We start from the raw sequence: 22165 nt of genomic DNA, 5'->3' as shown, positions 1-22165 counted from the left end.
GAACGGCTGGATCGAAACGTACAACGAAACCTACCTGCACTCGGCCCTGGGCTACCAGCCGCCGAACAGGTTCGAGAAAACCTATAACCTCAGCCCGATGACTCCATATCAGGCCGCTTGACTAAAGGGGAGCAGTACAATCAGGCATTCCATCGTTGTTTACATCTCCAGCCGGAACTACTTTTTTACCGAATTCTGCGCCCAAACTATCACCCCGAATGAGAGCGAGGATGTTCAAATAGCTGCTTTGGGCAAAAAGAATAGTAGGTAGCGCTGTGAACGCGAGTATCAGAAGCAATCGCTTCATCCGGTTTCCTTTCAGTTCCTAAAAGAAAGATAGTAGTTAAAAGAGAAAACAAAAGGGGAAATTCAGAGAAAACGGGTACGGTACGCCGTGCCCTTAAAAAACACCCCCTCCGACCCTTCGGGTCTCGTCCCCCTTGGTAAGGGGGACAAAAAAACAGGGCGAACACAAGGTTCGCCCCTACAGATTACAAATCGAGGGTTATCAGCCGGGGGGCGAGTTCGTTGTCTTTGATTTCCAAAATGGCGTAGGTCAATTCCCGGCGGTCGGGAAACCTCACCCTCAATCCCTCTCCTTCGTAAGGAGAGGGAAGTAAAAAAAGCTATATGTTTAGAGAAACCAGCCGAGGAGCCAATTCGTTGTCTTTAATTTCTAATATTGCATAAGTCAACTCCCGGCGGTCGTTGTTGAAGGAAAGGGAGCCGGGGTTGTAGAAGAGGATACCGTCCTTTTCTTCGCTATGGGGGACGTGGGTGTGGCCGAAGAGAATCATATCCACTTTTTCAGGGAATTTTGACTGCACCTTCTCCACCATCCCCTCCGGCGCGCCAAAGCCGTGGGTGATGCCGATTTTGAATCCCTGAATCTCCACAATCGTCTTTTCCGGCAGTTCCTTGCGGATGGCGCCGTCGTCCATATTCCCCCAGACACCGAAAACCTTGGCTTTTTGCTGGAGGAGCTTGAGGGTGTTGCCGGAAGTCCAGTCGCCGGCGTGGAGGACGATGTCCTCTTCCTTCAATTGGGAGAGAAATTCCCTGGGAATTTCCTCCCGGCGTTCCGGGACGTGGGTATCGGAGATTAGATAGACAGTCGGCATGTAAAACTTCCCATTGGTTTAATCAAGGGTCAAAGACCTCTCCGGCTTTGTCCGGTATGACAAAATAGCTAAAAACCACAACTCAAACCAATTTTGAGCCGGTGAAAGGGGAGCCCCGAGAAACCGCGGCTTAGCGCAGTTTCTTTTTGTGACGGTCGCGGCGGCGCCTTTTGCGCAATTTGTGCTTTTTGATTTTGCGCCGCTTCCGTTTTTTTCCGCTGGGCATCTTTCTCCTATAAGGGCTGTTTTACGATTACCGCTTTGAATTCGTTGGAGGGCTTGAAAACCGGGACTTTGCGGTCGGGCACCGGCACCTCCTCGCCGGTGCGCGGGTTGCGCGCCTTGCGCGCCTTCCGGGCCTTGACTTTAAATGTCCCGAAGCCCCGTATTTCGATGTTGTTTCCCTCCTCGAGCGTCTTTTTAATCTGCTCGAGAAAGTTTTCCACCACCACCATCACGTCGGTCCGGGTGAGTCCGGTTTTTTCGGCCACCCGTTCGACCAAATCCGCTTTGGTCATCGTTCACCTCCTCGCCCGCTTGGCGTCCTTTTCAATCGTCTCCTCCGTATTTGCCGCACATGCAGCTTTCCGGCCCGCAGGAAGAAGCATCATTCCCCTCCGCGGAACCGGCTGTTCCCACGCCAAAAACCGAAAAAAGCTTTTCTGCCTTCCTTGAGCCGCAGGCCGGGCAAACGGCCGTTCCCCGCTCCTCCATTTTCTGCTGGAGCTCGAACGGTTTGCCGCAGTCCTTGCAACGATATTCGTAGATAGGCATTATCAAATTTACATTTTATACAGGTATTTTAGTCCGGGGGAGAGCAAATCCTTCCACTCCTCGGGCAGTTCCATTCCCTTGCCGAACATTTCTTCCGCCGCAAAATCGAAAATGGTGCGGCGGCGGTATTTTTTCTCCTTCACCGTTCGCGGTTCGCCGGAAATCCCCCCCATCTTGCCCGCCAGGCGGATGGCATCCTCCTGATTGCCCAAAACATCGATAAGTCCGTTGGCCTGGGCCTGCCGGCCGGTGAAAACCGAGCCGTCCGCCAGCGAGAGCACTTTTTCCCGCTCCATTTTGCGGTTTTTCACCACCGCCTCCACAAACTGGTCGTAGGTGTCGTTGATGACCGACTGAATCATCGCCCGCTCCTTTTCGGTCATCGGGCGGGTGGGGGAGCCGGCATCCTTCAGTTCCCCGGATTTGATTACTTCCGTTTTGATGCCGATTTTTTTGAACAGTTCGCCGAAGACCGGGAATTCGGCGATCACGCCGATGGAGCCGGTGAGGGAGCCGGGGTTGGCCATGATGGTGTCGGCGGCGCAGGCGATGTAGTAGCCGCCGGAGGCCGCCACGGAACCCATGGATGCGACCACGGCCTTTTTTCCCTTGGCCTCCAGAACGGCGTCGTAAATCTCCTGCGAGGCGGAGACCCCGCCGCCGGGGCTTTCGATGCGCAAAACAATCGATTTGACCGAGCCGTCGTCGGCGTACTTTTTCAGCTGGCGGACAACTTCCGAGGAGCTGGAGATGATTCCGGTGACGTCCACGATGGCGACTTTGGCGCCGATGGCGAAAACGCCGTCTTCCGTTTCGCTGTAGCCGGCGCCGGAAGAGAGGTAGGCCAAGGCGGCCAGAAGCCCGATTCCAAGAAACAGAAAAAGGATGACCAGCCCGACGATTAAATTTCTTTTTTCCGCCATCTTACGGTATCCGGATAATCGTTCCCACCGCCAGAATGTGGGAGGAAAGGTTGTTGAAGGCCTTCAGCTCCCGGACGGTGACGCCGAAGCGCTGGGCGATTTCCCAGAGGGAGTCTCCTCGCCGGACCCGGTAGGTGGAGGGGCGTTCGGCCCCCTTGGTGCTGTCCTTGACTGGAGCCGTGCTGGCGTAAGCGGTTGGTTTCTTGCCCGGAATGACCAGCCGCCGGCCGCGGGAGACAATATCGGAATCCAGATTGTTGGCCTGTTTCAAAGCATCCACGGTTACCCCGAAGCGCCGGGCGATTTTGCCGAGCGTGTCGCCGCGGCGGACGCGGTAGGTGCCCTTTGAGGATTTCTTTTCCGCCAGGTAATCGCTGGAAACGTAGGCCGGGACGAGAAGGGTCCGGCCCGCCTTGGGGCGGTAGGCCTTGCGCAGCCGGTTGATGCGAATCAAGTCGCCGGCCGTGGTGCCGTAGCGCTGGGCAATCGCGGCGAGCGATTCGCCGCGGCGGATTTTATGACGCACCAAGACCATTTTCCGGGCCTGCGGCATCTGCTCGTAATGCGCCCAGAACACCCCTTCCTTGCCGGAGGGAATCCGCAGGGTGAATTTTCCCGGCGGGGTGACGCCGCGGGCCAGGTGCGGGTTCAGTTCCTTCAGCTCCGCCACGATGCAGTCCACGAAGCGGGCCACCACGGAAAGCTCCAGGGGCTTGCGCACCACCACCGTGTCGAACTCAATGGGGGGTTCATAAATCACGTCGCCGAAACCGTATTTTTTCGGCTCCTTGGCAATCATCACCGCGGCGGCGAAAAGCGGAACATAGTTCTCCGTTTGCTGGCGCAGCTTCATCTCCCAAAAATCCTTGGTGTCCTGGCGCTTCATCGCGCGGGAAATCCGCCCCGGGCCGCCGTTGTAGGCCGCCAAGGCCAACTCCCAGGAATTGTATTGGGCGTATAGGTCGCTCAAAAAATTGGCCGCCGCATAGGTGGACTTGACGAAATCCCGGCGCTCGTCCACGAAATAGTTGATGTCCAAATCGTACAGCCGGCCGGTGGAGGCGATGAACTGCCAGGGGCCGACGGCATGGGCGTAGGAATAGGCGTGGGGGTTGAAACCGGATTCGATAAGCGGCAGATAGACCAAATCCTGCGGCACCCCCTGTTTTTTCAGAATCTGCCGCATCAGCGGGATATAGCGGCTGGAGCGGGAGAGATACTGGGAAAACGGCTTGCGCGCCACGGTCTGCAGATAGGCCAAGGCGTCCGCCACCCGCTCGTTGAACGGAATCTGCACGTCGAACTGGATGGCAGGGTCCGGCCGGGTGAGGGCCTGCGGCAGAAGCTGCCCCTTCAATGCCTCGAAATTTTTCAAATGGCGAAAGCGGTCCAGAAAGGAGGTGATGGAGGCCTCCGTTCCCAGGCTTCCCTGCGACTCGAGGGTGATTTTCAGCTCGTCGGCGATTTCGGAAAGCAGCTTGTTCATCCGGCCGTGCAGTTCCGGGAATTCCTCCTCCTCAATCCCCATTTCGGAAAGCTGCTTCAGGGCGGTTTCGAAATTCTTTTGCGCCAGGTCCCAATTCCCCTGGCGGTTGGCGGTTACCCCTTCGCTTAAAAGGTCTTCAACTTCCAGAAGCTGGGCGGCGTATTCATCCTCGCCGTTTTCGCCGGAGCCGTTGCCGCCTTCGCCATTGGAGGGTTTTTCCTTGCTTTCGTCCGGCGTTTCGACTGCCTGCAGGCCGCCGGAAGAAGTGGTGGTTTGCTCGGTCGAGCTTTGGGGAGCTGTTACAGCCGGTTTTCCCGCCGCCCGCTTGGAAGCGGAACGGCTGCTGCTGCAGCCCCAGAGAGCCACAAATAGGCAGAAAAATATGAACAAAAGTTTAGCCATTCTGCTATCCCTCCTCATAAGCCGTTAGTAATAATGGAATTAGTCATGGCTTGTCAAGTTTTTTTATTAACTTTTTTCGACAACCCTATGAATGGTTTCATCTTACTAATTCAGCTCCCAGAATTTTTCAATTTTCTGCCGGACATTCGGGTCAGCGGCATTGAACCAGTGAACCGGCGCTTGATGCCGGAACCAGGTAAGCTGGCGTTTGGCGTAGTTCTTGGTTTTTTGTTTAATCAGTTGTACCATTTCAGAATACACCAGCTCCCCGGCCAAATGGCGATACACTTCCCGGTAGCCGATGGTTTTATACCCCGGCCATTCCGGGCGGAAGCCGGTTTTTATCAGATTTTTTACTTCATCCACCCAGCCATCCGCCAATTGCTTTTCCACCCGGGCGTCGACTCGGGCGTACAATTCCTTTCGCCCCAAGGTCAAACCGGCCCAGAGGAACTTGAAACCGGAAAGGGGGGTGCGTCTTTTCTCCAGTTCCGACATCGGCCGGCCGTGGGTGTAAAAGACCTCCAAGGCCCGCTCGATTCGCTGGCGGTCGTTTTTGGAGAGGCGGGCCGCCTTGGCCGGGTCGACTTTGGCCAGCGCGGTATAGAGCGCCTCCGTCGATTTTTCGGAAAACCGCTCCCGCAGTTCCCGAACCCTTCCGGTGCCGGCAAAAAGCCCCTCGGTCAGGGCCTTAAGGTACAGCCCGGTGCCGCCGACTATGAACGGCTTTATTTTCTTTGCTTTCAGGTCGTTCAATACCATAAGCGCCTTTTGGCAAAAATCCTGGGCGGAAAAGGGCTCGTCAGGCCGGACGACATCCAAAAGATGGTGCCGTACCCCTCTTTCCGCCGGGGGGAGCTTTGCCGTGCCGATATCCATTCCGGTATAAACCTGCCGGGAATCGGCGCTTAGCACCTCCCCTTTATATTTATCGGCAATTTGGACCGCCAATTGACTCTTTCCCACACCTGTCGGCCCGCAGAGGATGTAAACCGGGAAGGCTTCTTCCAGGCAGCTCAAGGACTTGGCGAATTGGATGGGGCGGCGGACTGGAAAAACCCTTTATGAGGATGGCAAAAAAAGGGGAATCCTTCATGCCGTTGGGGGGATTCCTCCAATAACCGGGGAAGCGTGCCGCCCTTGATTTCTGTGAGAACCTGTTGGAAGGTCATTTTCGGCAATCGGCCAAATAAAACAGGGCGGGCACAAGACCCGCCCCGGCAAATGCGCACATAACAAAACTAAATCGGCTCGATTAAAAACAAGGCCTGGCCGAATTCGACCGGCTTGCCGTTTTCGGCGGGGACTTTGACGATTTTCCCTTTCACTTCCGATTCGATTTCGTTCATCAGCTTCATCGCCTCGATGATGCAGACCACCTGCCCCGGCTCGACGAGGTCCCCCACTTCGACATATGGCTTGGCGTCCGGCGCGGGGGCGCGGTAGAAGGTGCCAACCATGGGGGACTTTATCGGTACCAGCTTGTCATCAGCCGGCGGGGCGGAAACAAAAGGGGAAGGAGCCGCGGCCGGCGCCGGCGACGCGGCGGGATAGACGGTCAAGTTGGACGGGCTTCCCGAGCCGTTGGAACCGTTGGCCAGCTTTTTGGTGATCCGGATGGAGGTCCACCAATTTTTGTATTCCAAGGATTCAATGTTCGATTCTTCTACGATTGCAATCAGCCTGCGGACGGTTTTCTCGCGCATAGCTCCTCCTCTCCCCTCCTCGGGAGATTACAGTTCCAAAAGCTCTTTGGGGGCCTTGTTTAAAACCAAGCCTTTTTTCGGCCCCACGTAAACGTCGTCTTCAATCCGCACCCCGCCCCATCCGGGAAGGTAGATTCCGGGTTCGATGGTCACCACCATTCCCGTTTTCAAGATATCCTCGCTCGTCTGTCCCAAGCCCGGCACGTCGTGCACCAGAAGCCCCAATCCGTGCCCGGTGCCGTGGCCGAAATATTTGCCGAAACCGGCTTTTCGAATCACCGCGCGGGCGGCGGCATCCACATCCTTTCCCCTGCGCCCGGGGCGGACCGCCTCAATCCCTTTTTTCTGCGCCCGCAAAACCACATCATAAACTTTTTTCTGCCGGGAGCTTGCCCTTCCCACCACCACCGTGCGGGTGATATCCGAACAGTAGCCGGAATAAAAGGCGCCGAAGTCCAACGTCACAAACTCCCCCGGGCCAATCTTTTTGTCGCTCGCCCGCCCGTGGGGCATGGCGCTGCGGCGGCCGGAGGCGACGATGGTGCCGAAGGCCGGCTCATCCGCGCCGTTTTTCTTCAGCCGGTACTCGATTTCGGCGGCGATTTCGTTTTCCCGAACCCCGGGGCGGATGGCGGGGAGAATCTCCTCAAAAGTAATATCGGCAATTTCCACGGCCCGTTTTATGCGGGCCAGCTCGTTTGCGTCCTTTACTGCCAGGAGCCCTTCCACAAGATTCTCGGTCTTTTCCCAGAGGGCGGAACGGATGGCCGTATTACACAAATCCAGCATCTTGACAGTCACATTTTTGGCATCCAGGGCGACCCGCTGGCGGGGCTTTCTGAAAAAAGGGACTTCCTTAAGCCCGTTCAAAAGCGGGCCGGAAACGACTTCCGTTTTGACCCCGCGCACCTCTTTTTTTATCTGCTCCGCATAGCGGGAATCGGTGAAAAACCAGCTGCCGTCCCCGTTGGCCACCAAGCCCAGCCCGTTGGAGCCGGAAAAGCCGAACAAATAGCGCAAATGGTGCGGGGCGGTCGCCACGAAGCCGTCCAGATTTTCTTTTTTCAGCCGCTCCGCCAAGCGGTGGCGGCGGGCGGCATACACTTTCGGATTCATCAAGCCCGTTGTTCCTTTATTTTCTGTTCCAGTTCGGCAATTTTACTTTTATACAACGCTTCGTCCGGGTTGGCGTTCAACAATTTTTGATAGACCCGCAAGGCCAGCTCGAAAAGCCCCTGCTTGGCGTAAATTTCGGCGATGGAGGCGGTTTCGAAAAGCGGCTTGGGGGCGGCCGGCGGCGGGGCGGAGGCCGGAGGAGGCTCCGGTTCCGGCGCGGGAGCCGGTTTGGGTTCCAAATCGCGCGGGGAAACGGAAGCCGGGCTGGAGGCGACCGGTTCGGCCGCCTTTTCCGCCAAACTTATATCAACCCCGACCAAAGGAGTGTCCACTCCCACCTCCGTGGCTTTCATAAAATCCCCCGGCTCCTTGCGGGCCGGACGGGCCCGCTCGGCTTTCGGTTTTTCCTTGGGGAATTCCAGTTCCCCTTCCTCCAAATCCGGAACGGCGACGGTCAATTCCACCTTGTCCGCAATTTGCGGGGATCTTTCCACTGCCTGCGCGGGACGGGCGGGCGGGGCAAATTCCCTTGATTCGATTTCGTGCTTGAGCTTTTCCGCCTCCAGCGAAGCTTCTTCGCAGTAGGGATCGGCCTCCAAAAGGCGCTCGTAGTAGGAATAGGCCAGAAGAATTTCGCCGGCCCCCTGGGCCGTTTTCCCCAGCAAATAGAGGGCGCGCAGGTTGTCCGGGTCCTGTTTTAAGGCGGTGTTCAACAGCTCCCTGGCTTTTTCATGGTTCCCCAGCGCCAAATAACTTTCCCCCAGAACCATCAAACCGGAAAGGTAGTTGGGGAAGCGGCTTATGTTTTCACTGCACAGGGCCGCGGCTTCCTCGGCACGCCCCAATTCCAAAAGGCGGGAGGCAATGCGGGCAAAAAACGCCCCGTTCTCCGGCTTTTTGGCTTCTGAGAGGTAATAATCGACTTTGCTGGTTTTCCAGTCCATCCTGAAAAGAGAACTACCCAACGCCTCCTGCGCCTGGTTTGTTCTGCATTGCAAGTTAATAAACCGTATGCCAAATAGGATGTCAAGGGGAAAAGGAAGCTCTTGCCGCACAACTGGTTGCCGGCAGGCAAAGAACAGTTCAAAGCCGCTTTAATTTCCGGTAAATAGCTGATGTGCTTTTGCTTTTAACCAAGGGAATTCGGACGACTTTTCCGCCGTTTGCATTCACCCAGTCGGCGCCGACGATTTGGGAATTTTTGTAATCGGCCCCTTTGACCAACAGATCGGGGGAAAGGGTTTGAATAAGATTAATTGGTGTCGGTTCGGAAAAGAGAACGACGTAGTCCACATCGCGAAGAGCAGAAAGCACCAGCGCCCGGTCTTTTTCCGGGGCGACCGGGCGGCCTTTTCCCTTCAGATTTCGCACCGAACGGTCGGTGTTCAGGCCGACAATTAGAACATCCCCCAAGCTTTTGGCCTTGCGCAAAAGGGTGATGTGGCCGGCATGCAGAAGGTCAAAGCAGCCGTTGGTGAAAACGATTTTTTTCTTTTTTCTTTTAAGACGGGAAACAATTTTTTTTAAAGCGGGAAGCGAAACGAGTCCCAATCAAAGCTCCGTTTTGATTTCGTTCAAGAGCTGTTTTTTGGTGACTTGGGCGGTGCCCAGTTCTTCCACCACCAAACCGGCGGCGCGATTGGAAAGGTAAGCCGCTTCGGGCAAGTTTGCCCCGCCGGAGACGGCGGAAGTGAAAACGGCGGTTACCGTGTCCCCCGCGCCGGTGACGTCGTACACTTTTTTGGCGCGTGCCGGGAAATAACATTCCTTTTTGTCCATAAAAAGGGACATCCCCTTTTCGCCGAGTGTGACGAGCATTGACTCCGCCTCCAGTTTTTTTAGGAGACCGAAGGCGACCTCCTTCAAGGATTGGTGGTCGCGAATTCTTTTTCCAAAGGCGAACCCGGCTTCGTGGTGGTTGGGGGTTATTACCGAGACGCGCCGGTATTCGTGAAAATGGGTCTCCTTGGGATCGACGGCGGTGAAAACCCCCTTCCGGCGGCAGAAATCGAGCAGCTCACGCAAAAGCGACTGGGTGATTACTCCCTTGCCGTAATCGGAGATTATCAAAAATTTGGAGCGGGCAAGTTCGGTTTTCAAGCGAGAAATCATCTTTTCCAGAAGATTGCCATTCAGTTCATCCAGCTTTTCGTAATCCACCCGTACCACCTGCTGGGAGTGGGCGATAATGCGGGTTTTGGTGACGGTGGGGGCGGATTGGGAAGCCAAAACGCCGTCCGAGCCGATTTTCATCCGCCTTAAAAGGCCCAAAAGGGATGCCCCCCGGTCGTCCTTTCCTATCAAACCAAAAAGTGAAACCGGATGGCCGAGGGCGCGCAAATTGGAGGCGACGTTGGCGGCGCCCCCCAGTTTCATCGTCCGGGAGGCAACTTCCACCACCGGCACGGGGGCTTCCGGGGAGATGCGGCTGACGCTGCCCCAGAGATATTCGTCCAGCATCAAATCCCCCAGCACGACGACCGGTTTTTTCCCCATGCGGGAGAGGATTTGTTTCAGACGGGAGATTTTTATGGCGTCGGACATCGATTATTTTCCCAGCCTATCGGAAAACGCCGAATACAGAATCCATTCGGCGCCGCCGAAAAATTTACGTTTTCAACCTTTCTTTGCGCATTCCGAGCTTTTGAATATATTGTTATCTTTAGCGAAAACAAGGAGGACAAATGAGCGACAAACCGCCGCAGCCGGTGCAGCAGCAGATAAATCTGGAGTTTCCGGAAAAGGAGGCCGAGGGGATTTATTCCAATTTCGTTTTAATCACCCATTCCCCCTCGGAGTTCATTCTGGACTTCGCCCGGATTTTGCCGGGGCTGCCGAAATCGAAGGTATATGCCCGGGTGATCATGACCCCCCAGCACGTCAAATCGCTCCAGCAGGCGCTGGAGGACAACATCAAAAAATTCGAGGGGCAGTTCGGGTCCATCAAGGTATTCGGGCAGGACCAGAAAGGGGCGGGGGGGATCGGCTTTCAGAGTTCCGGCAGTAAATGACGGCCGGGTATTTCAATTTAGTTCTGCACACCCATCTCCCCTATGTTTTGGGGCACGGACGCTGGCCGCACGGGACGGACTGGCTCACCGAGGCGGTCTGCGAATGCTATGTGCCGATTCTGCGGGCCATTTCCGAGTTGAAAGCGGAAGGAATTGCCGCACGGGCAACCCTCGGCGTGACTCCCGTTTTATCCGAACAGCTGGCGGACAAACGGCTGGGGGAAGAACTGCATTTTTATCTGAAAGAGAAAAGAGAAGCCGCAAGAGCGGATGTTGAAACGTTTGTACGGGAAGGGCTGGAAAACCGGGCGGAAGTGGCTCGTTTCTGGCTGAAATTTTATGCCGAGACCCAGGAATGGTATTTTGACAAATTCGGCGGCAATCTTATCCCCCATCTGCGCAATCTGCAGAACGACGGGATTATCGAGATTCTGACTTCCGGCGCCACGCACGGCTATTTTCCCCTTTTGGGAACGGATAATTCCATTCAGGCCCAGGTAAAAGAAGCGGTAAAAACCTATCAAAAACACTTTGGGAAAAAACCAAAAGGGATCTGGCTGCCGGAGTGTGCCTATCGTCCCTCCTATCCCTGGGCGCCGCCGGTCGGTGACATCAAGCCTGTTTTGCGCAAAGGGGTTGAGGAATTTTTGCAGGAGAACGGCATCGAGTATTTTTTCATCGACAGCCATCTGCTTAAGGGGGGGAAAGCTTTGGGCACGTACATCGACCGCTTTCCGGCACTCCGATTCTTGAAAGAGCAGGAAGAGAAGGGAACGAAAACAACATCAGAAAGCGAGCGGAGCCCCTACCGGCCGTACTGGGTGGGAGAAGCCAAAGAGAAAAAGCCGGTCGCAATTTTCAGCCGCGACCCGGTGACCACCGTTTTGGTTTGGTCGGGGGAGCACGGGTATCCGGGGGATGGGAATTATCTTGATTTTCACAAGAAACATTATCCCGGGGGGCTTAGGTATTGGAAGGTAACGCGCATCAAGTCGGATTTGGGGGAAAAAGAGGAGTACAATCTTGCAAATGTCGAGAGCCGGCTGGAAGAGAATGCCAACCACATGGTTTCACTGGTCACGCAACAGTTAAAACAGCATTATGAAACGAACAAAACCCCCGGCGTGCTTTCGGCCCTTTACGACACGGAGCTTTTCGGACATTGGTGGTTCGAAGGGCCGCAGTTTCTGAAGAAACTCTGGAAAAAGCTCTCTCAAAACCCGGAGGGCTCCCTTGCCACCGGCAGTCAGGCGCTTGAACTTTCCCCCCCTACCGAAAGGATAAGCATTCCGGAGGGTTCCTGGGGGGAAGGGGGGCATCATTACATCTGGCTGAACAAGGACACGGTTTGGACGTGGGAGAAAATCTATCAAGCTGAAAAAAAGTATCTCGAACTGCTCCAAGCCGCTTCTACGAATGAAAATCTCCAAAGAGTCCTAACCCAGCTGGGGCGGGAGCTTTTGCTTTTGGAGTCCTCTGACTGGCAGTTTTTGATTTCCACTTTTGCCGCGCGGGATTACGCCGAGATGCGCTTTGCCGAGCATTGGGAGAAATTCAACCGGCTGTCCGAAATGGCGCAAAGCATTTTGAAGGGAAACAAATTGAACGAGGGGGAGAAAAATTATTTGAAGGATTGCGAGGAATCGGATAAACTGTTTGCCGATTTTTCGGTGCAGTCGTTTTGGCCGATGGAATATCAATTAACAGAAAAATAAATTCTCCACCTTATTGTTCAGAAAGCTCATTAACATACCACTGTTTGTTAAATTCCAAAAAATCTTCCATCTGTTTTTGCAATACCCCTAACATACCCCCCGACCAAGATGAAAAAGCGGCTGTTCCGTCCATATTTTTAACATTCTCCGGAAAGGTCCGAATGGTGTAAACGGGGTTCTGCAATTCATATTCCTGCCCTAGTGTTTTAAAGTAACTCCCTTCCAGTAAAAATTTTGGTTTCCCTCGAAACTGCAACTCTACAGTAGTAAAATCCTTTGAGGCCAGGGCCTCGGCGGCGTGATTGAGGCAGCGAAATACATCAGCTGGCGCTTTATCTAAACTAACTTTTCTCAAATCGAGAATGAGTTTAGTGGGGTTGATTAACATAGCATAGTGCACCCATATCTGTATTCCCTCATTACGAGGGTCTTTAGATAGTCGTTGGTCTACTCGATATTGAAGGTTGAAATAGTTACTGAAGAGAATAGCCGCAAAAATCAGAAATGAAACTGCCCCAATGATAATAATCCTCTTTGTTCGCAAAATTCAACGACCCACTTTCGCGGTTACACTAACAATATTGGGAGCTACAGAGCTAACGATGAGATCATAACCCGTAAATGTCTTTTTTTGACCATACTCCAGATAAAGACCATATTCGTCATCATCATCTACTACAAAACCATCCTTATCTAAAAACTCAATCGTTGCATTAAATGAAATTGGCTCTCCCGAAAAATTCTGAACCGTCAAACGCCATGCATATTTCCACCACACATCATTTGATTCAGTAACTTTAGCGTCAATCTCAACGATTTCCAAGGGTGTGAATTTCTTTTTTGAGGGAATTGACCGCCCCCCATCTACAACTCCTTTCGTTTTTTCTGGGCCAGACTGTTTAACTTGGTATCGATATGATACTAATACATCGTGACCCACCCATCCAACAATTAAGCCCAAAACCAATCCCAGTACAGCGGCAAATACAGAATGACTCTTCAGAAAATCGCCTCCCGCTATTAAAAATTACTCTTCACTGCGCCCTTATCTCTCGCGAACTTGATACCCTCTTTAATTTTTTGGCTGTAATTCCAATTAGGCACCCACATTGCCGTTCGTTCAACGTCTATTATCGTCGCTTGCGGCATGTTTTTCGGAGAAAATTCTTTCGGGCCGCTGAGTTTCCATGAAGAATCTTCTTTGAAAACTTTTTTCGCAAGGTCGATATCATTAGAGGCAATTCTTACCGACCCCGATTTTTCCAATTTTGATACACACCTCGATGCCAAGTTTACGGTATGCCCCATAGTAGTAATCATAGCAGAGTTTTCAGTACCAACTAATGATATCGCGATAGGTCCAAAGGCAATTCCAATTTTCGGTCGAAAACTGTAAGGGTCTCTTTCTAACATTGCCCTTGCTGCTTGCATTGCTGCTTCAAGAGGTTCCAACTTGCATTCTAAGGGCAAGAAAACTACCATTACTGCATCACCTATGAATTTATCAACAATACCACCGTATGGACGTAGGGCTTCTCCCTCAAACCAAGCGAAGAAATTATTTACCAAATAGGCGCTATCTACCGCTTCCATCCCAGCTGCATACTTGCTGAAACCCGGTAAGTCTGCAAAAAGTATAGCTCCATTCGTTTCAAGTGCAGCTATTGGAAATCTAACAGGATTTATTAAAGCCCCATCGGAGAAATAAACTATTTCATTGACACCATGCTTGTTGAGATAGTCCAATAAGCGTTTGGCACCTTCCATATTTATATAATAAAAAGCAAAGCGGGCGGGCACAAGACCCGCCCCCACAAAAACACGTGAAAAAGGGCTAAAAAAGCGGGAGCCGCCTTCAGTAGGACCGAAGGCGGCTCGATTGCAGAGTTCCGGACCCTGTCCGGAACTTAGGGCAGGTTATCCCAGACACAGCTATCTGGGAGGCTCTTGGTAGAAGGGACTTGACCCTTGAGAAGAGCCAGGCATCCCTCCTGTGTGTTCCATAGAAGGCCAAAGGTTCGGTCGACCCGATTTTGGCCTTCATTTATTATAACCCTCTCGCGAGGAAAAAGTTCCCACTGGAAAAGAGAGGTATCCTTCATTGCGCCAAGGAGATGGTTACGCCCCAGTTGAAGGGGTCTTTTGGAGGGGCGGCGTTCCAGTCCCCCGCGGAGTGGCTGCCGTCCGTCACGTATTTTACCGTGTAGCTTCCCGGGGGCAGGAGAACAATGTCGTCGAAAAGCCGGTTTTTGGAGGCGCCGCCGGCGGGAAGGGTGTTGCGCCAAGTCATTTCCCAGACCGTGCGTCCGGTCTGGTTGTTTTCAATCCAGGCGTAGTCGTACATTTCATCCCGGCTTCCCTCGCCGATGGCGTAGATGCGCAGGGCGGTGGTTTTGGTGAGCCGAAAACGCTGTTCCCGCTCGTCGTCATCCCGGACGCCGACCAGCTTGACCAAAACCTCCTTGGATTCAATTTCCTCGTTGTAGGGGCGGACGGCTTTGGGGTCGAAGCTGCCGGGAACGCCGGCCACCACGATCCCCCAGTGGTCCTGGTCGTAGGGGGCCGTGGAGTTCCAGTCGCCAAAGGAGTGGGAGTCATCGGTGACGTAGCGGACCAGATATTTGCCCCGTGGGAAATGGACAATGCCGTCGAACATCCGATTTTTGTCCGCCCCGCCGGCCTGCTCGGTGTTGGAACGGGTCATTTCCCAGACCCGCTGGCCGGTGGCGGCGTCTTCAATGTAGCCGAAGTCGGCAAAGGTGTGGTCCCCTTCGGAATATTCGCCGATGCAGTAGATCCGCAAATCCATCGGCTTGTCCAAGACAAAACCGGTGGAGAGAAGCTCGTTGTCCCCCACCCGGAGGAACTGCACCACGACCGGCTCCTTGACCGGCTCGACCGGGACGATTCTTTTCTGCCCCGGCTCGGCCAAAAGCGAAATGCCCCAGAATTCCGGATCGTACGGGGGCGGGGAGTTCCAGCGGCCGAAGGTGTGGGAATCGTCGGTGAAATAAACCATTTGATAATCCCCCGCGGGGAGCGAAATTTTGCCGAAAAACTTGCGGTTTTTTTCCGCCCCCCCGGCATGCTCGGAGCGGGAATGGACAAGCTCCCAGAGCTTTTTGCGGGAGCGCATATCCTGAAGGTAGCCGCCGTCGGCCGGCCGGTCGTACGATTTGGGATTTTCGCCGAGGCAGTAGACGGTGAGGGAGGCCGGTTCGGAAAGCTTGAAGTTCAAACTCTTGAAGCTGGAGTTGCGGGGCCGGGTGATGGAAAGGGAAACCTTAGATTCCAGCGGGTCGGCCGCCAGCGGGCGGAGGACGTTTTTCTCTGCCGTGGCGGTGAAGTAAAGTTTGCGGCGGTCCTTTTCGGAATAGAATTTGTCCGTGTTGCCGAAGAAACGTTTGAGCCCTTCAAAAAAGCCGTTGTCATTCCAGTCGGAATTAAAGTAGTAGAACTGGTCTTTGCCGATTCCGCAGTAGTAATACAGGGCGTATTTGCCGGCGGGGAGGTTGACTTTGGCCTCCACCTTCGCGGTTCCCTTTTTTCCCCAGAATTTGCCGGGGCGCAGTTCGCGGGCCATCGACCAGACCGGCTTCCTGGTTTCCAAATCCAGAATCCACCCGTAGGCCAAAGCGTAATCCTCCCGCCCTTCCCAATCGTCCCAATCATCCCAGTCATCCTTGCCATAATCCGGCTTTATCCCCATCCCGGTAATCGAAATGGAAAGGGGCTGGCTAATTTGAAAGCGTTCCACCCGCAGCTCACCGGGGCCGAAATCGTTCCAGTTGACAATAGGGGTCTGCTGCGCTTTGGACAGGACAAACGAAAAAATGAAGCTTACGAGTAAGCTAAGTATCAGGGATATAACACGCCACACACTCATCATCTCATCATACGCCCCCGAAGGGGGGTAAGTTTCAGATTTGTTGGGAGTTAAAGCCGGACTGGAGCCCGGCCTGCAAGTATGAGGGGGTTCGCAAACCGTCCCCACAAATCAAATTAAAAGTCCGTTTTGCCGCTGAAGGTGAACTCCCGGATGCGGAGGGCGGGGACGTGGATGCCGCCCACGGCGTCCCACCAGGTATTGACGAGCTTCTTTTCGCGGGACAACTCCACCACGTTGGAGAAGGCCTTCACCATGCTTTCGGTAAAGCGCAGGTTTTTGACCCCGTGCTTGATTTGGCCATTCTCGATCAGAAAAACACCGTCACGGGTCATACCGGTCATCGTGGCCTGGGGTGGGTCCAAAAAGCCGTTTAAGTAATGGAAGCGGGTGACCAAAAGCCCCTTGCCGACGTTTTTGACCATTTTGGCAAGCGTGGCGCTGCCGCCCTTCATTCCGATATGCATGGGAACCGCCCCCTGAGCGGAAGCGTCCGGCGTCAGGGCGTGGCCGGTGGACTTTTTTCCTTCCTTGGCGGCCGTCAAACTGTCGTACACCACTCCCTTGGCTATGCCTTTGTCCACCATCGTCACCTTCTTTTTGGCCGTCCCTTCGAAATCGAAAGGAAATGGGAGGGCCGTTGAATCCGTGGCGTCATCGTAGATGGTAACGTTCGGGCCGAAGACCTGCTGGCCGATTTTTCCTGCCAGGCAGGAGGACTTTTCCTGAAAGGCGACCGAGCCGAAGGAAACGAAGGAGAGCCATTCGAACAGATTCCCCACCGCCACCGGCTCCAAAACCACTTCGTACTTTCCCGGCGGGACTTCTTTGGGATGGCGGGCGGTCAAACACTTTTCGATGGAGGTTTCCGCCAGTTCGTCGAAGTCCAGTCTCTTCACGTTCTGCGCCAGCCCTTCGGAATAGCCGGAGGAGTCGTCCGACATCGTGATTAAATTGATGGAGGCGGTGGTGGTGGGCTGGTAGGCCCGGATGCCGTTGGTGTTCAGGACCGCCAGCTCCCCCTCGCCAGTTTTGAGCGAGCCGTAGGCCTGCAAATTTTGCTTGGCGGCCTTTTCAAAAATCTTTTTCAAAACCGCTGCCCGCTCCTTGGGACCGAAAGCGGCCGTGGCCTTGTAATAGGAAGTCAATTTTGGATATTTCTGCTTCTCCGGCAGGCCGTTGAAGTGGGGCAGCTCCAACTGGTGGCGGGCGATTTCCAAAGCGGCGTTCAAAGCCCGGGAGAGGTCCGGCTTTTCAAAGGTATTCGTGGAGGCCACGCCGATTTTCTTTCCCAGAACAACACGAAAGTAAACGCGGGAATTGTTTTCCGCCACGTTTTGGTGGATGATTGAGTTGGCATAGCGGGTCAAGCCGGAATTGGAGCCGACGAAAACCGCTTCCGCCTCATCCGCGCCCGATTTCTTCAACAACGGTTCAAGCGCGGCGAAGATTTTGCTTTTTCCAATCATCGGGTCGCTCCCACCGTTACGCCCCGGAAACGGGCCGGCGAGGCGCCGTGCGCCACGTGGGCGGTTTGAATCGGCTCCCCTTTGCCGCAGTTCGGAACCCCCCAGACGTGCCAGTGTTTCTCGTTCGTGACGGCATCGCAGGAGTTCCAGAACTCCGGGGTGATGCCGGTGTACATCAGGTTGCGGTACAATTGACCTACTTTTCCGTCCTTGATTTCCCAGGCCGCCTCGCAGCCGAATTGGAAATTCAGCCGCCGGTCGTCAATCGACCAGCTTTTGTTGGTGTCGATTAGAAGCCCGTCTTTCGTATCGGCAATCAAGTCGGCCAGCGTCCATTCTCCCGGCAAAAGGTTGATATTGGTCATCCGGATTAAGGGGATCCGATTCCAGCCGTCGGCCCGCATCGTGCCGTTGGAGGAAGCGCCGATGATGGGAGCCGTTTCGCGGGAGGTCAAATAGCCGACGAAGAGCCCTTCCCGGATGATGTCGGCGCGCTGGGCTCTTACTCCCTCGTCGTCATAGCCGAAGGTGCCCAAACCGCCCGGCGTGGTGGCGTCGGCGACGATGTTCACCCGGCCGGAGCCGTAACGCAACTTCCCCAATTTGTCAAGCGTCATAAAGCTGCCGCCGGCCAAAGAGATTTCTGTGCCCAAGACCCTGTCGAGTTCAATCGGGTGGCCGCAGGATTCGTGCACCTGCAAAGCCATCTGGGAGCCGGTGATGATAATATCTTTTTTTCCGGCGGGGCAGTTCGGCGCGGAAAGCAGTGCCACGGCCTCGTCGCGCACCCGCTCGGCGTTTCCCAACAAATCCATCTCCTCGATAAATTCCCAGCCGCGGGTGGCGAAGTCGCCGCCGTGGGAGTTTGGGTAGCTACGGCGCTGAAGGTTTCCCTCGTCCGCCGCTGTGGCCGTGTAGCCGGCACCCGATTCGAGGATTTTCTGCTCGATGATCGAGCCCTCGGTGGAAACGAAAATTTTCTCCGTGTCAAAAAAGTTCATCGTTGCCTCCGCCACCACGATTTTGGGATGTTTTTTCAATATATCGCAGCAGGAGACGAGAAGATTGATTTTGTCATCCAGGGAAACCAAAAAAGGGTCCTTGCGGACGGCGGTGACGAATTTATCCCGGTAGGATTCCACGGGGGCCAGACGGACTTTTTCCTTGGCCACGGTGGCCGAGGCCCGGGCGATTTCCAAGGCCTGGTTGGCCGTTTTTCTCATTTCGGCCCCGGAGAGCTTGGAACTGGAGGCAAATCCCCAGCCGCCGCCTATCAATACGCGGATGCCAAAGCCGGCGTCGTTCAAACGGGAAAGGGATTCCACCTTGCCGTCTTTGACCACGATGGTTTCGGCCTGGGCGCGGACATGCCGGGCATCCGCATAGTCCACCTTTTTGGATTTCAGGTATTTGATTACGTCCAGCAACTCTTCTTTCACATTTCCTCCAAAACTCTTTGGTGCCGACGGAAGATACCCGGCATTTGGTAAAGCGCCCAATTTAGACCGCTATTTGCGCGGAGTCAAGAACCGTTTAAGCTCGTGCCTGTGCTCCAGCACGCTTTCGATTCCTTCATACCGGCACTTCCAACTCGCCGTGCGGACGGCCTGCCGCAAGGCGGCTTTCCAGCTTTTTCCTTTCAGCGTTGCGGAAAGAAAACCGGCGGCGAAGAAATCCCCCGCGCCGGTTTGCTCCGGGTTTTTCACTCTTGGAGCCGGACAGGAAATTGCGGAAAGCGTTTTGTTGCGATAGGCCAAAACCGCTCCTATTTCGGCGAGGGTGACGATTATAACCTGCCATTTTTTCCTTCCCCATCGGCGGCAAAAACGAATCAGGTTCTTCCGGCTGAAAGGCGTTCCGGCCACCAGTTCCCATTCCCGCTGGTTCATTTGGACGAAGTCGGCATCCAAAAAGACCGGCCAATCTTTTGGAATCCTCCTGAACCGCGCTCCATTTTTCCGGATTCCCAGAAGCAGCGAATGATAATCAACATGGATGACGCCGGCGTATTTACGGCGAAACTTCTGAAACAATCGGGGAGAGATTTCCCAGCCGGAAATGAAATTGAGCAATAGGGCATCCCCCTGCAGGGCCGGCCTCAAATCCGACCAAGCGAATTTGGGAACCGGATGCTTCAGGATTTCCCGTTTCTCGCCGTTTGGCAGATAAAGGAGGCGGACCTGATTGGTTTTTTGTTTCAGTTTCCGAGCATGGTGCCAGTCCAGATTGTTCAAACCCGGGGTAAGATTTCCAACTTTTGGCCAAACGTTTTTTCCAAGAAAGGCGACGGGATGAATTTTGGTCTCCGGCAAAAGTGAAGCGAGGGCGACGAGGTTGTATAAAATACCCCCATAGGAATGCTTTTGTTTTCGTTTGTGGATGATGAAGTCCTCGTTGATGGAGCCAAGGACGGCGATTTTATGGGGCGACAACGGGTTTTTCCGATTTTTCAAGCCAGTGTTCGACGGCCCGGCAAACCTCGCTCGTTCCTATCAAATCCATACACTCCAGCGGGTGGTCTTTGCGACGACAGGCAGGACTGTAACAGGGGGAGCAAAAAATCCTTTTAAACAGAACTGTTTTTTTATCCGTCCAGGGGGCGATTTCATCCGGGTCGCCGGCTCCGGCCAAAACGACGACGGGGATTCCGGCGGCGGCCGCCAGATGACCGGCGCCGGAGTCGTTCCCCAAAAACAAGCGGCTTTTCTGGAGCAAATAATACAATTCGAAAAGTGAAGTTTCACCCGCCAGATTGACCGGCGAGGCGCCGGTTAAACGGGCCACTTCTTCGCAGCTTGGGCGGTCGTGGGGGGCACCAACCAAAACCACCCGCATCTTTTTCGCCCCCACCAGCTCCTTAACCACTTCGGCGAACCGGCCGGCAAACCAGCGTTTGGCCGGGCCCACCGAGCCGGGGGCTATGCAGACCAGATTGTGAAATCCGCCCACTTTTTTCTCCAAAATTTCCGCCTCTTCCTTATTCAACCGCCTCGGCCAGACCTGCAAGGGCGGGATACTCAACTTTTGTCCGGCAATTAACTCGATTAATTGGCAATAAAAACGGACACGGTGCGGACGTTCGCCATCAAGGGAATATGGAAGCGAACGGGTAAGGAACATTTTGCGCCCTTCGGCGGAGAATCCCACCCGTTGCGGAATACGGGCCAGCCGGAACATCATCGCGGAGGAGAAGGAATGTGGGAAGCAAACGGCCAAATCAAATTTTTTCTTTTTCAAGGCGGAGGCGGCGCTGAAAAGCCGGGAAATTTTGCGTCCGCCCGAAACCTTCTGTAGGGGAATGACTTCCTCAGCAAAAGGACACGAGGCAAAAAGTTCTGCAAGGTTTTCACGGACAAGGATGGTTATAGCGGCATTTGGAAAAAGCTGATGCAGCGCCTGTAAGGCCGGTGTGGCCATTACGGCGTCTCCGAGCCAGTTGGGCATCCGGACGGCAATTCGGTTCACAAACGGGAAGAAAGTATTTGGGGGGCGATTTGAAAAGAAAAAGCTTCAGAAAAGTATTTTTTTCTCCCCTTGGATGGGCGAGGCGGATTTGAAAACGCCGGTTTTATAATCGACCAGATTTTTCCATTTGCGGTGCATCCAGAGGTAATGGTCGGGATGCTTTCGCACCAGTTCCTCCAACAGGGATGTGTACGCCTGGGTCAGACGCAGAATCTCCTCTTCCCGGTTGGCAGAAGGGTTCGGCAAAAGTGCGGGGAAAATCACCGGTTTGAATTTCCATGGCCCCGTGCGCACGAGAAAACCGACGATGATGGGAAGCCCCAACCGCACGGCAAAAGCGGCCGGGCCTTTGGAAACGGTTGTAGGCCGGCCCATAAAGTTGACCAAAATGCCGTCTTCGCCGACGTATTGGTCGGAAACGAAGGCGACCAGCCGGCCTTCGGAAAAAGAACGCACCACGGCGCGGGTGGCAATGCCGGTTTTGATGATGCCCCCTCCCTGCCGCATTCTATTCTTGTCAGTCCAGCGGTCAACGAAAGGATTACGCTGTTCTTTTACCACTACATCAAGGGGAAAACCGGACTGGCGGATGTAGGCCCCGATAAGCTCCCAATTGCCGAAATGGCCGGTTACCAGAACGACTCCCTTCCCTCCTCTTGCCGCTTCTCGCAAATGCTCAATATCTTTCCCCTCAAACCGGCTTTCAAAGAAATTCTTATCCAGTCGCCGGAAGCGGGCGAATTCCGCAATCGTCAGCCCCACGTTTTCAAAGGCGCCTTTAGCCAAAGACGGGCTCAATCCCGCAAGTTCAAGATTGGTTTCCGCCACCCGGCGGCGGAAGGGGGAAAGCCGGTAATAAATGGCGCCAAACTTTCGACCCAGCCAAGCGGCAGAGTCTCTTGGCAAGCAGGCAAAAAGCAGGCCAACGACATCTAATACGAGAAATTCAAAAAGGTGTTTAAGTCTGTGCATGATTTTGTGCTTTCATCGGTTTGCATTTCAAAGAAAATACCAGACACAATCAAAAGCAAGGAAAAGGAAGTGTCTGTCAAGCGGGATTTGTTTTTTACGTAAAAGAGAGGGATATCCTA

General features: G+C 54.2%; 22 protein-coding genes. 2 read left to right on the top strand and 20 right to left on the bottom strand.

Annotation, left to right across the window (positions count from 1 at the left end; all coding sequences use genetic code 11):
* Positions 1 to 626: 626 nt before the first annotated feature.
* The 11 genes from VNL73_01090 to rfaE1 form a co-directional block, all read right to left on the bottom strand.
* A complete protein-coding gene (locus VNL73_01090; GenBank protein HXF48005.1) occupies positions 627 to 1121 on the bottom strand; it encodes a metallophosphoesterase in 495 nt (164 codons plus the stop codon).
* 233 nt (positions 1122 to 1354) lie between these two features.
* On the bottom strand, positions 1355 to 1639 hold the full coding sequence (locus VNL73_01085; protein HXF48004.1) for an HU family DNA-binding protein: 285 nt from the start codon (positions 1637 to 1639) through the stop codon (positions 1355 to 1357).
* A 31-nt stretch (positions 1640 to 1670) separates the two neighbouring features.
* The gene (locus VNL73_01080; GenBank protein ID HXF48003.1) at positions 1671 to 1895 is read right to left on the bottom strand and encodes a zinc ribbon domain-containing protein; all 225 of its coding nucleotides are present in this window, start codon (positions 1893 to 1895) and stop codon (positions 1671 to 1673) included.
* An 8-nt stretch (positions 1896 to 1903) separates the two neighbouring features.
* A complete protein-coding gene (gene sppA, locus VNL73_01075; protein HXF48002.1) occupies positions 1904 to 2818 on the bottom strand; it encodes a signal peptide peptidase SppA in 915 nt (304 codons plus the stop codon).
* A gap of 1 nt (position 2819) precedes the next feature.
* Positions 2820 to 4706, bottom strand: coding sequence for a LysM peptidoglycan-binding domain-containing protein (locus tag VNL73_01070; GenBank protein HXF48001.1), 1887 nt, complete (start codon positions 4704 to 4706; stop codon positions 2820 to 2822).
* Between the two features lie 105 nt (positions 4707 to 4811).
* Complete coding sequence (gene miaA / locus VNL73_01065; GenBank protein ID HXF48000.1) at positions 4812 to 5726, bottom strand: tRNA (adenosine(37)-N6)-dimethylallyltransferase MiaA; 915 nt, start codon at positions 5724 to 5726, stop codon at positions 4812 to 4814.
* Positions 5727 to 5947: 221 nt separating this feature from the next.
* The gene (gene accB, locus VNL73_01060) at positions 5948 to 6412 is read right to left on the bottom strand and encodes an acetyl-CoA carboxylase biotin carboxyl carrier protein (GenBank protein HXF47999.1); all 465 of its coding nucleotides are present in this window, start codon (positions 6410 to 6412) and stop codon (positions 5948 to 5950) included.
* 27 nt (positions 6413 to 6439) lie between these two features.
* Positions 6440 to 7528, bottom strand: coding sequence for an aminopeptidase P family protein (locus tag VNL73_01055; GenBank protein ID HXF47998.1), 1089 nt, complete (start codon positions 7526 to 7528; stop codon positions 6440 to 6442).
* Positions 7528 to 8493: a tetratricopeptide repeat protein gene (locus tag VNL73_01050; protein ID HXF47997.1), complete on the bottom strand. Its 966-nt coding sequence runs from the start codon at positions 8491 to 8493 to the stop codon at positions 7528 to 7530. Before VNL73_01050 ends, VNL73_01055 begins: the two co-directional genes overlap by 1 nt.
* Before the next feature lie 118 nt (positions 8494 to 8611).
* Positions 8612 to 9079: a D-glycero-beta-D-manno-heptose 1-phosphate adenylyltransferase gene (rfaE2, locus tag VNL73_01045; GenBank protein HXF47996.1), complete on the bottom strand. Its 468-nt coding sequence runs from the start codon at positions 9077 to 9079 to the stop codon at positions 8612 to 8614.
* Positions 9080 to 10072 (bottom strand): D-glycero-beta-D-manno-heptose-7-phosphate kinase, encoded by a 993-nt coding sequence (gene rfaE1, locus VNL73_01040; GenBank protein ID HXF47995.1) that lies wholly within the window; start codon positions 10070 to 10072, stop codon positions 9080 to 9082.
* A gap of 140 nt (positions 10073 to 10212) precedes the next feature.
* Here rfaE1 and VNL73_01035 point away from each other — a divergent pair, with 140 nt between their 5' ends.
* Together VNL73_01035 and VNL73_01030 are read left to right on the top strand one after the other, a co-directional pair.
* On the top strand, positions 10213 to 10539 hold the full coding sequence (locus VNL73_01035) for a DUF3467 domain-containing protein (protein ID HXF47994.1): 327 nt from the start codon (positions 10213 to 10215) through the stop codon (positions 10537 to 10539).
* Positions 10536 to 12254, top strand: coding sequence for a 1,4-alpha-glucan branching protein domain-containing protein (locus VNL73_01030; protein ID HXF47993.1), 1719 nt, complete (start codon positions 10536 to 10538; stop codon positions 12252 to 12254). The genes VNL73_01035 and VNL73_01030 overlap by 4 nt, the downstream gene beginning before the upstream one ends.
* Before the next feature lie 10 nt (positions 12255 to 12264).
* Here the strand turns inward: VNL73_01030 and VNL73_01025 are convergent, their stop codons facing one another.
* The 9 genes from VNL73_01025 to VNL73_00985 form a co-directional block, all read right to left on the bottom strand.
* The gene (locus VNL73_01025; protein ID HXF47992.1) at positions 12265 to 12642 is read right to left on the bottom strand and encodes a hypothetical protein; all 378 of its coding nucleotides are present in this window, start codon (positions 12640 to 12642) and stop codon (positions 12265 to 12267) included.
* Between the two features lie 159 nt (positions 12643 to 12801).
* Positions 12802 to 13215: a hypothetical protein gene (locus VNL73_01020; GenBank protein HXF47991.1), complete on the bottom strand. Its 414-nt coding sequence runs from the start codon at positions 13213 to 13215 to the stop codon at positions 12802 to 12804.
* A 59-nt stretch (positions 13216 to 13274) separates the two neighbouring features.
* Positions 13275 to 14054 (bottom strand): adenylate/guanylate cyclase domain-containing protein, encoded by a 780-nt coding sequence (locus VNL73_01015; GenBank protein HXF47990.1) that lies wholly within the window; start codon positions 14052 to 14054, stop codon positions 13275 to 13277.
* Between the two features lie 298 nt (positions 14055 to 14352).
* Positions 14353 to 16143: a hypothetical protein gene (locus VNL73_01010; protein ID HXF47989.1), complete on the bottom strand. Its 1791-nt coding sequence runs from the start codon at positions 16141 to 16143 to the stop codon at positions 14353 to 14355.
* 113 nt (positions 16144 to 16256) lie between these two features.
* Positions 16257 to 17609 (bottom strand): TldD/PmbA family protein, encoded by a 1353-nt coding sequence (locus VNL73_01005; protein HXF47988.1) that lies wholly within the window; start codon positions 17607 to 17609, stop codon positions 16257 to 16259.
* The gene (locus tag VNL73_01000) at positions 17606 to 19048 is read right to left on the bottom strand and encodes a TldD/PmbA family protein (GenBank protein ID HXF47987.1); all 1443 of its coding nucleotides are present in this window, start codon (positions 19046 to 19048) and stop codon (positions 17606 to 17608) included. Before VNL73_01000 ends, VNL73_01005 begins: the two co-directional genes overlap by 4 nt.
* Before the next feature lie 69 nt (positions 19049 to 19117).
* Entirely contained in the window at positions 19118 to 20041 is a 924-nt protein-coding gene (locus VNL73_00995) for a carbohydrate kinase family protein (GenBank protein HXF47986.1), read from the bottom strand.
* Positions 20028 to 21053 carry a lipopolysaccharide heptosyltransferase II gene (waaF, locus tag VNL73_00990; GenBank protein ID HXF47985.1) on the bottom strand — a complete coding sequence of 342 codons (1026 nt, stop codon included), beginning with the start codon at positions 21051 to 21053 and terminating at the stop codon, positions 20028 to 20030. The genes VNL73_00995 and waaF overlap by 14 nt, the downstream gene beginning before the upstream one ends.
* A gap of 66 nt (positions 21054 to 21119) precedes the next feature.
* A complete protein-coding gene (locus tag VNL73_00985; protein ID HXF47984.1) occupies positions 21120 to 22046 on the bottom strand; it encodes a lysophospholipid acyltransferase family protein in 927 nt (308 codons plus the stop codon).
* Between the last annotated feature and the right edge of the window lie 119 nt (positions 22047 to 22165).

The organism is Verrucomicrobiia bacterium (genome assembly GCA_035574275.1).
In the GTDB taxonomy this organism is placed as follows: domain Bacteria; phylum Zixibacteria; class MSB-5A5; order DSPP01; family DSPP01; genus DSPP01.
This window is presented reverse-complemented; position numbering and strand designations above follow the sequence as displayed.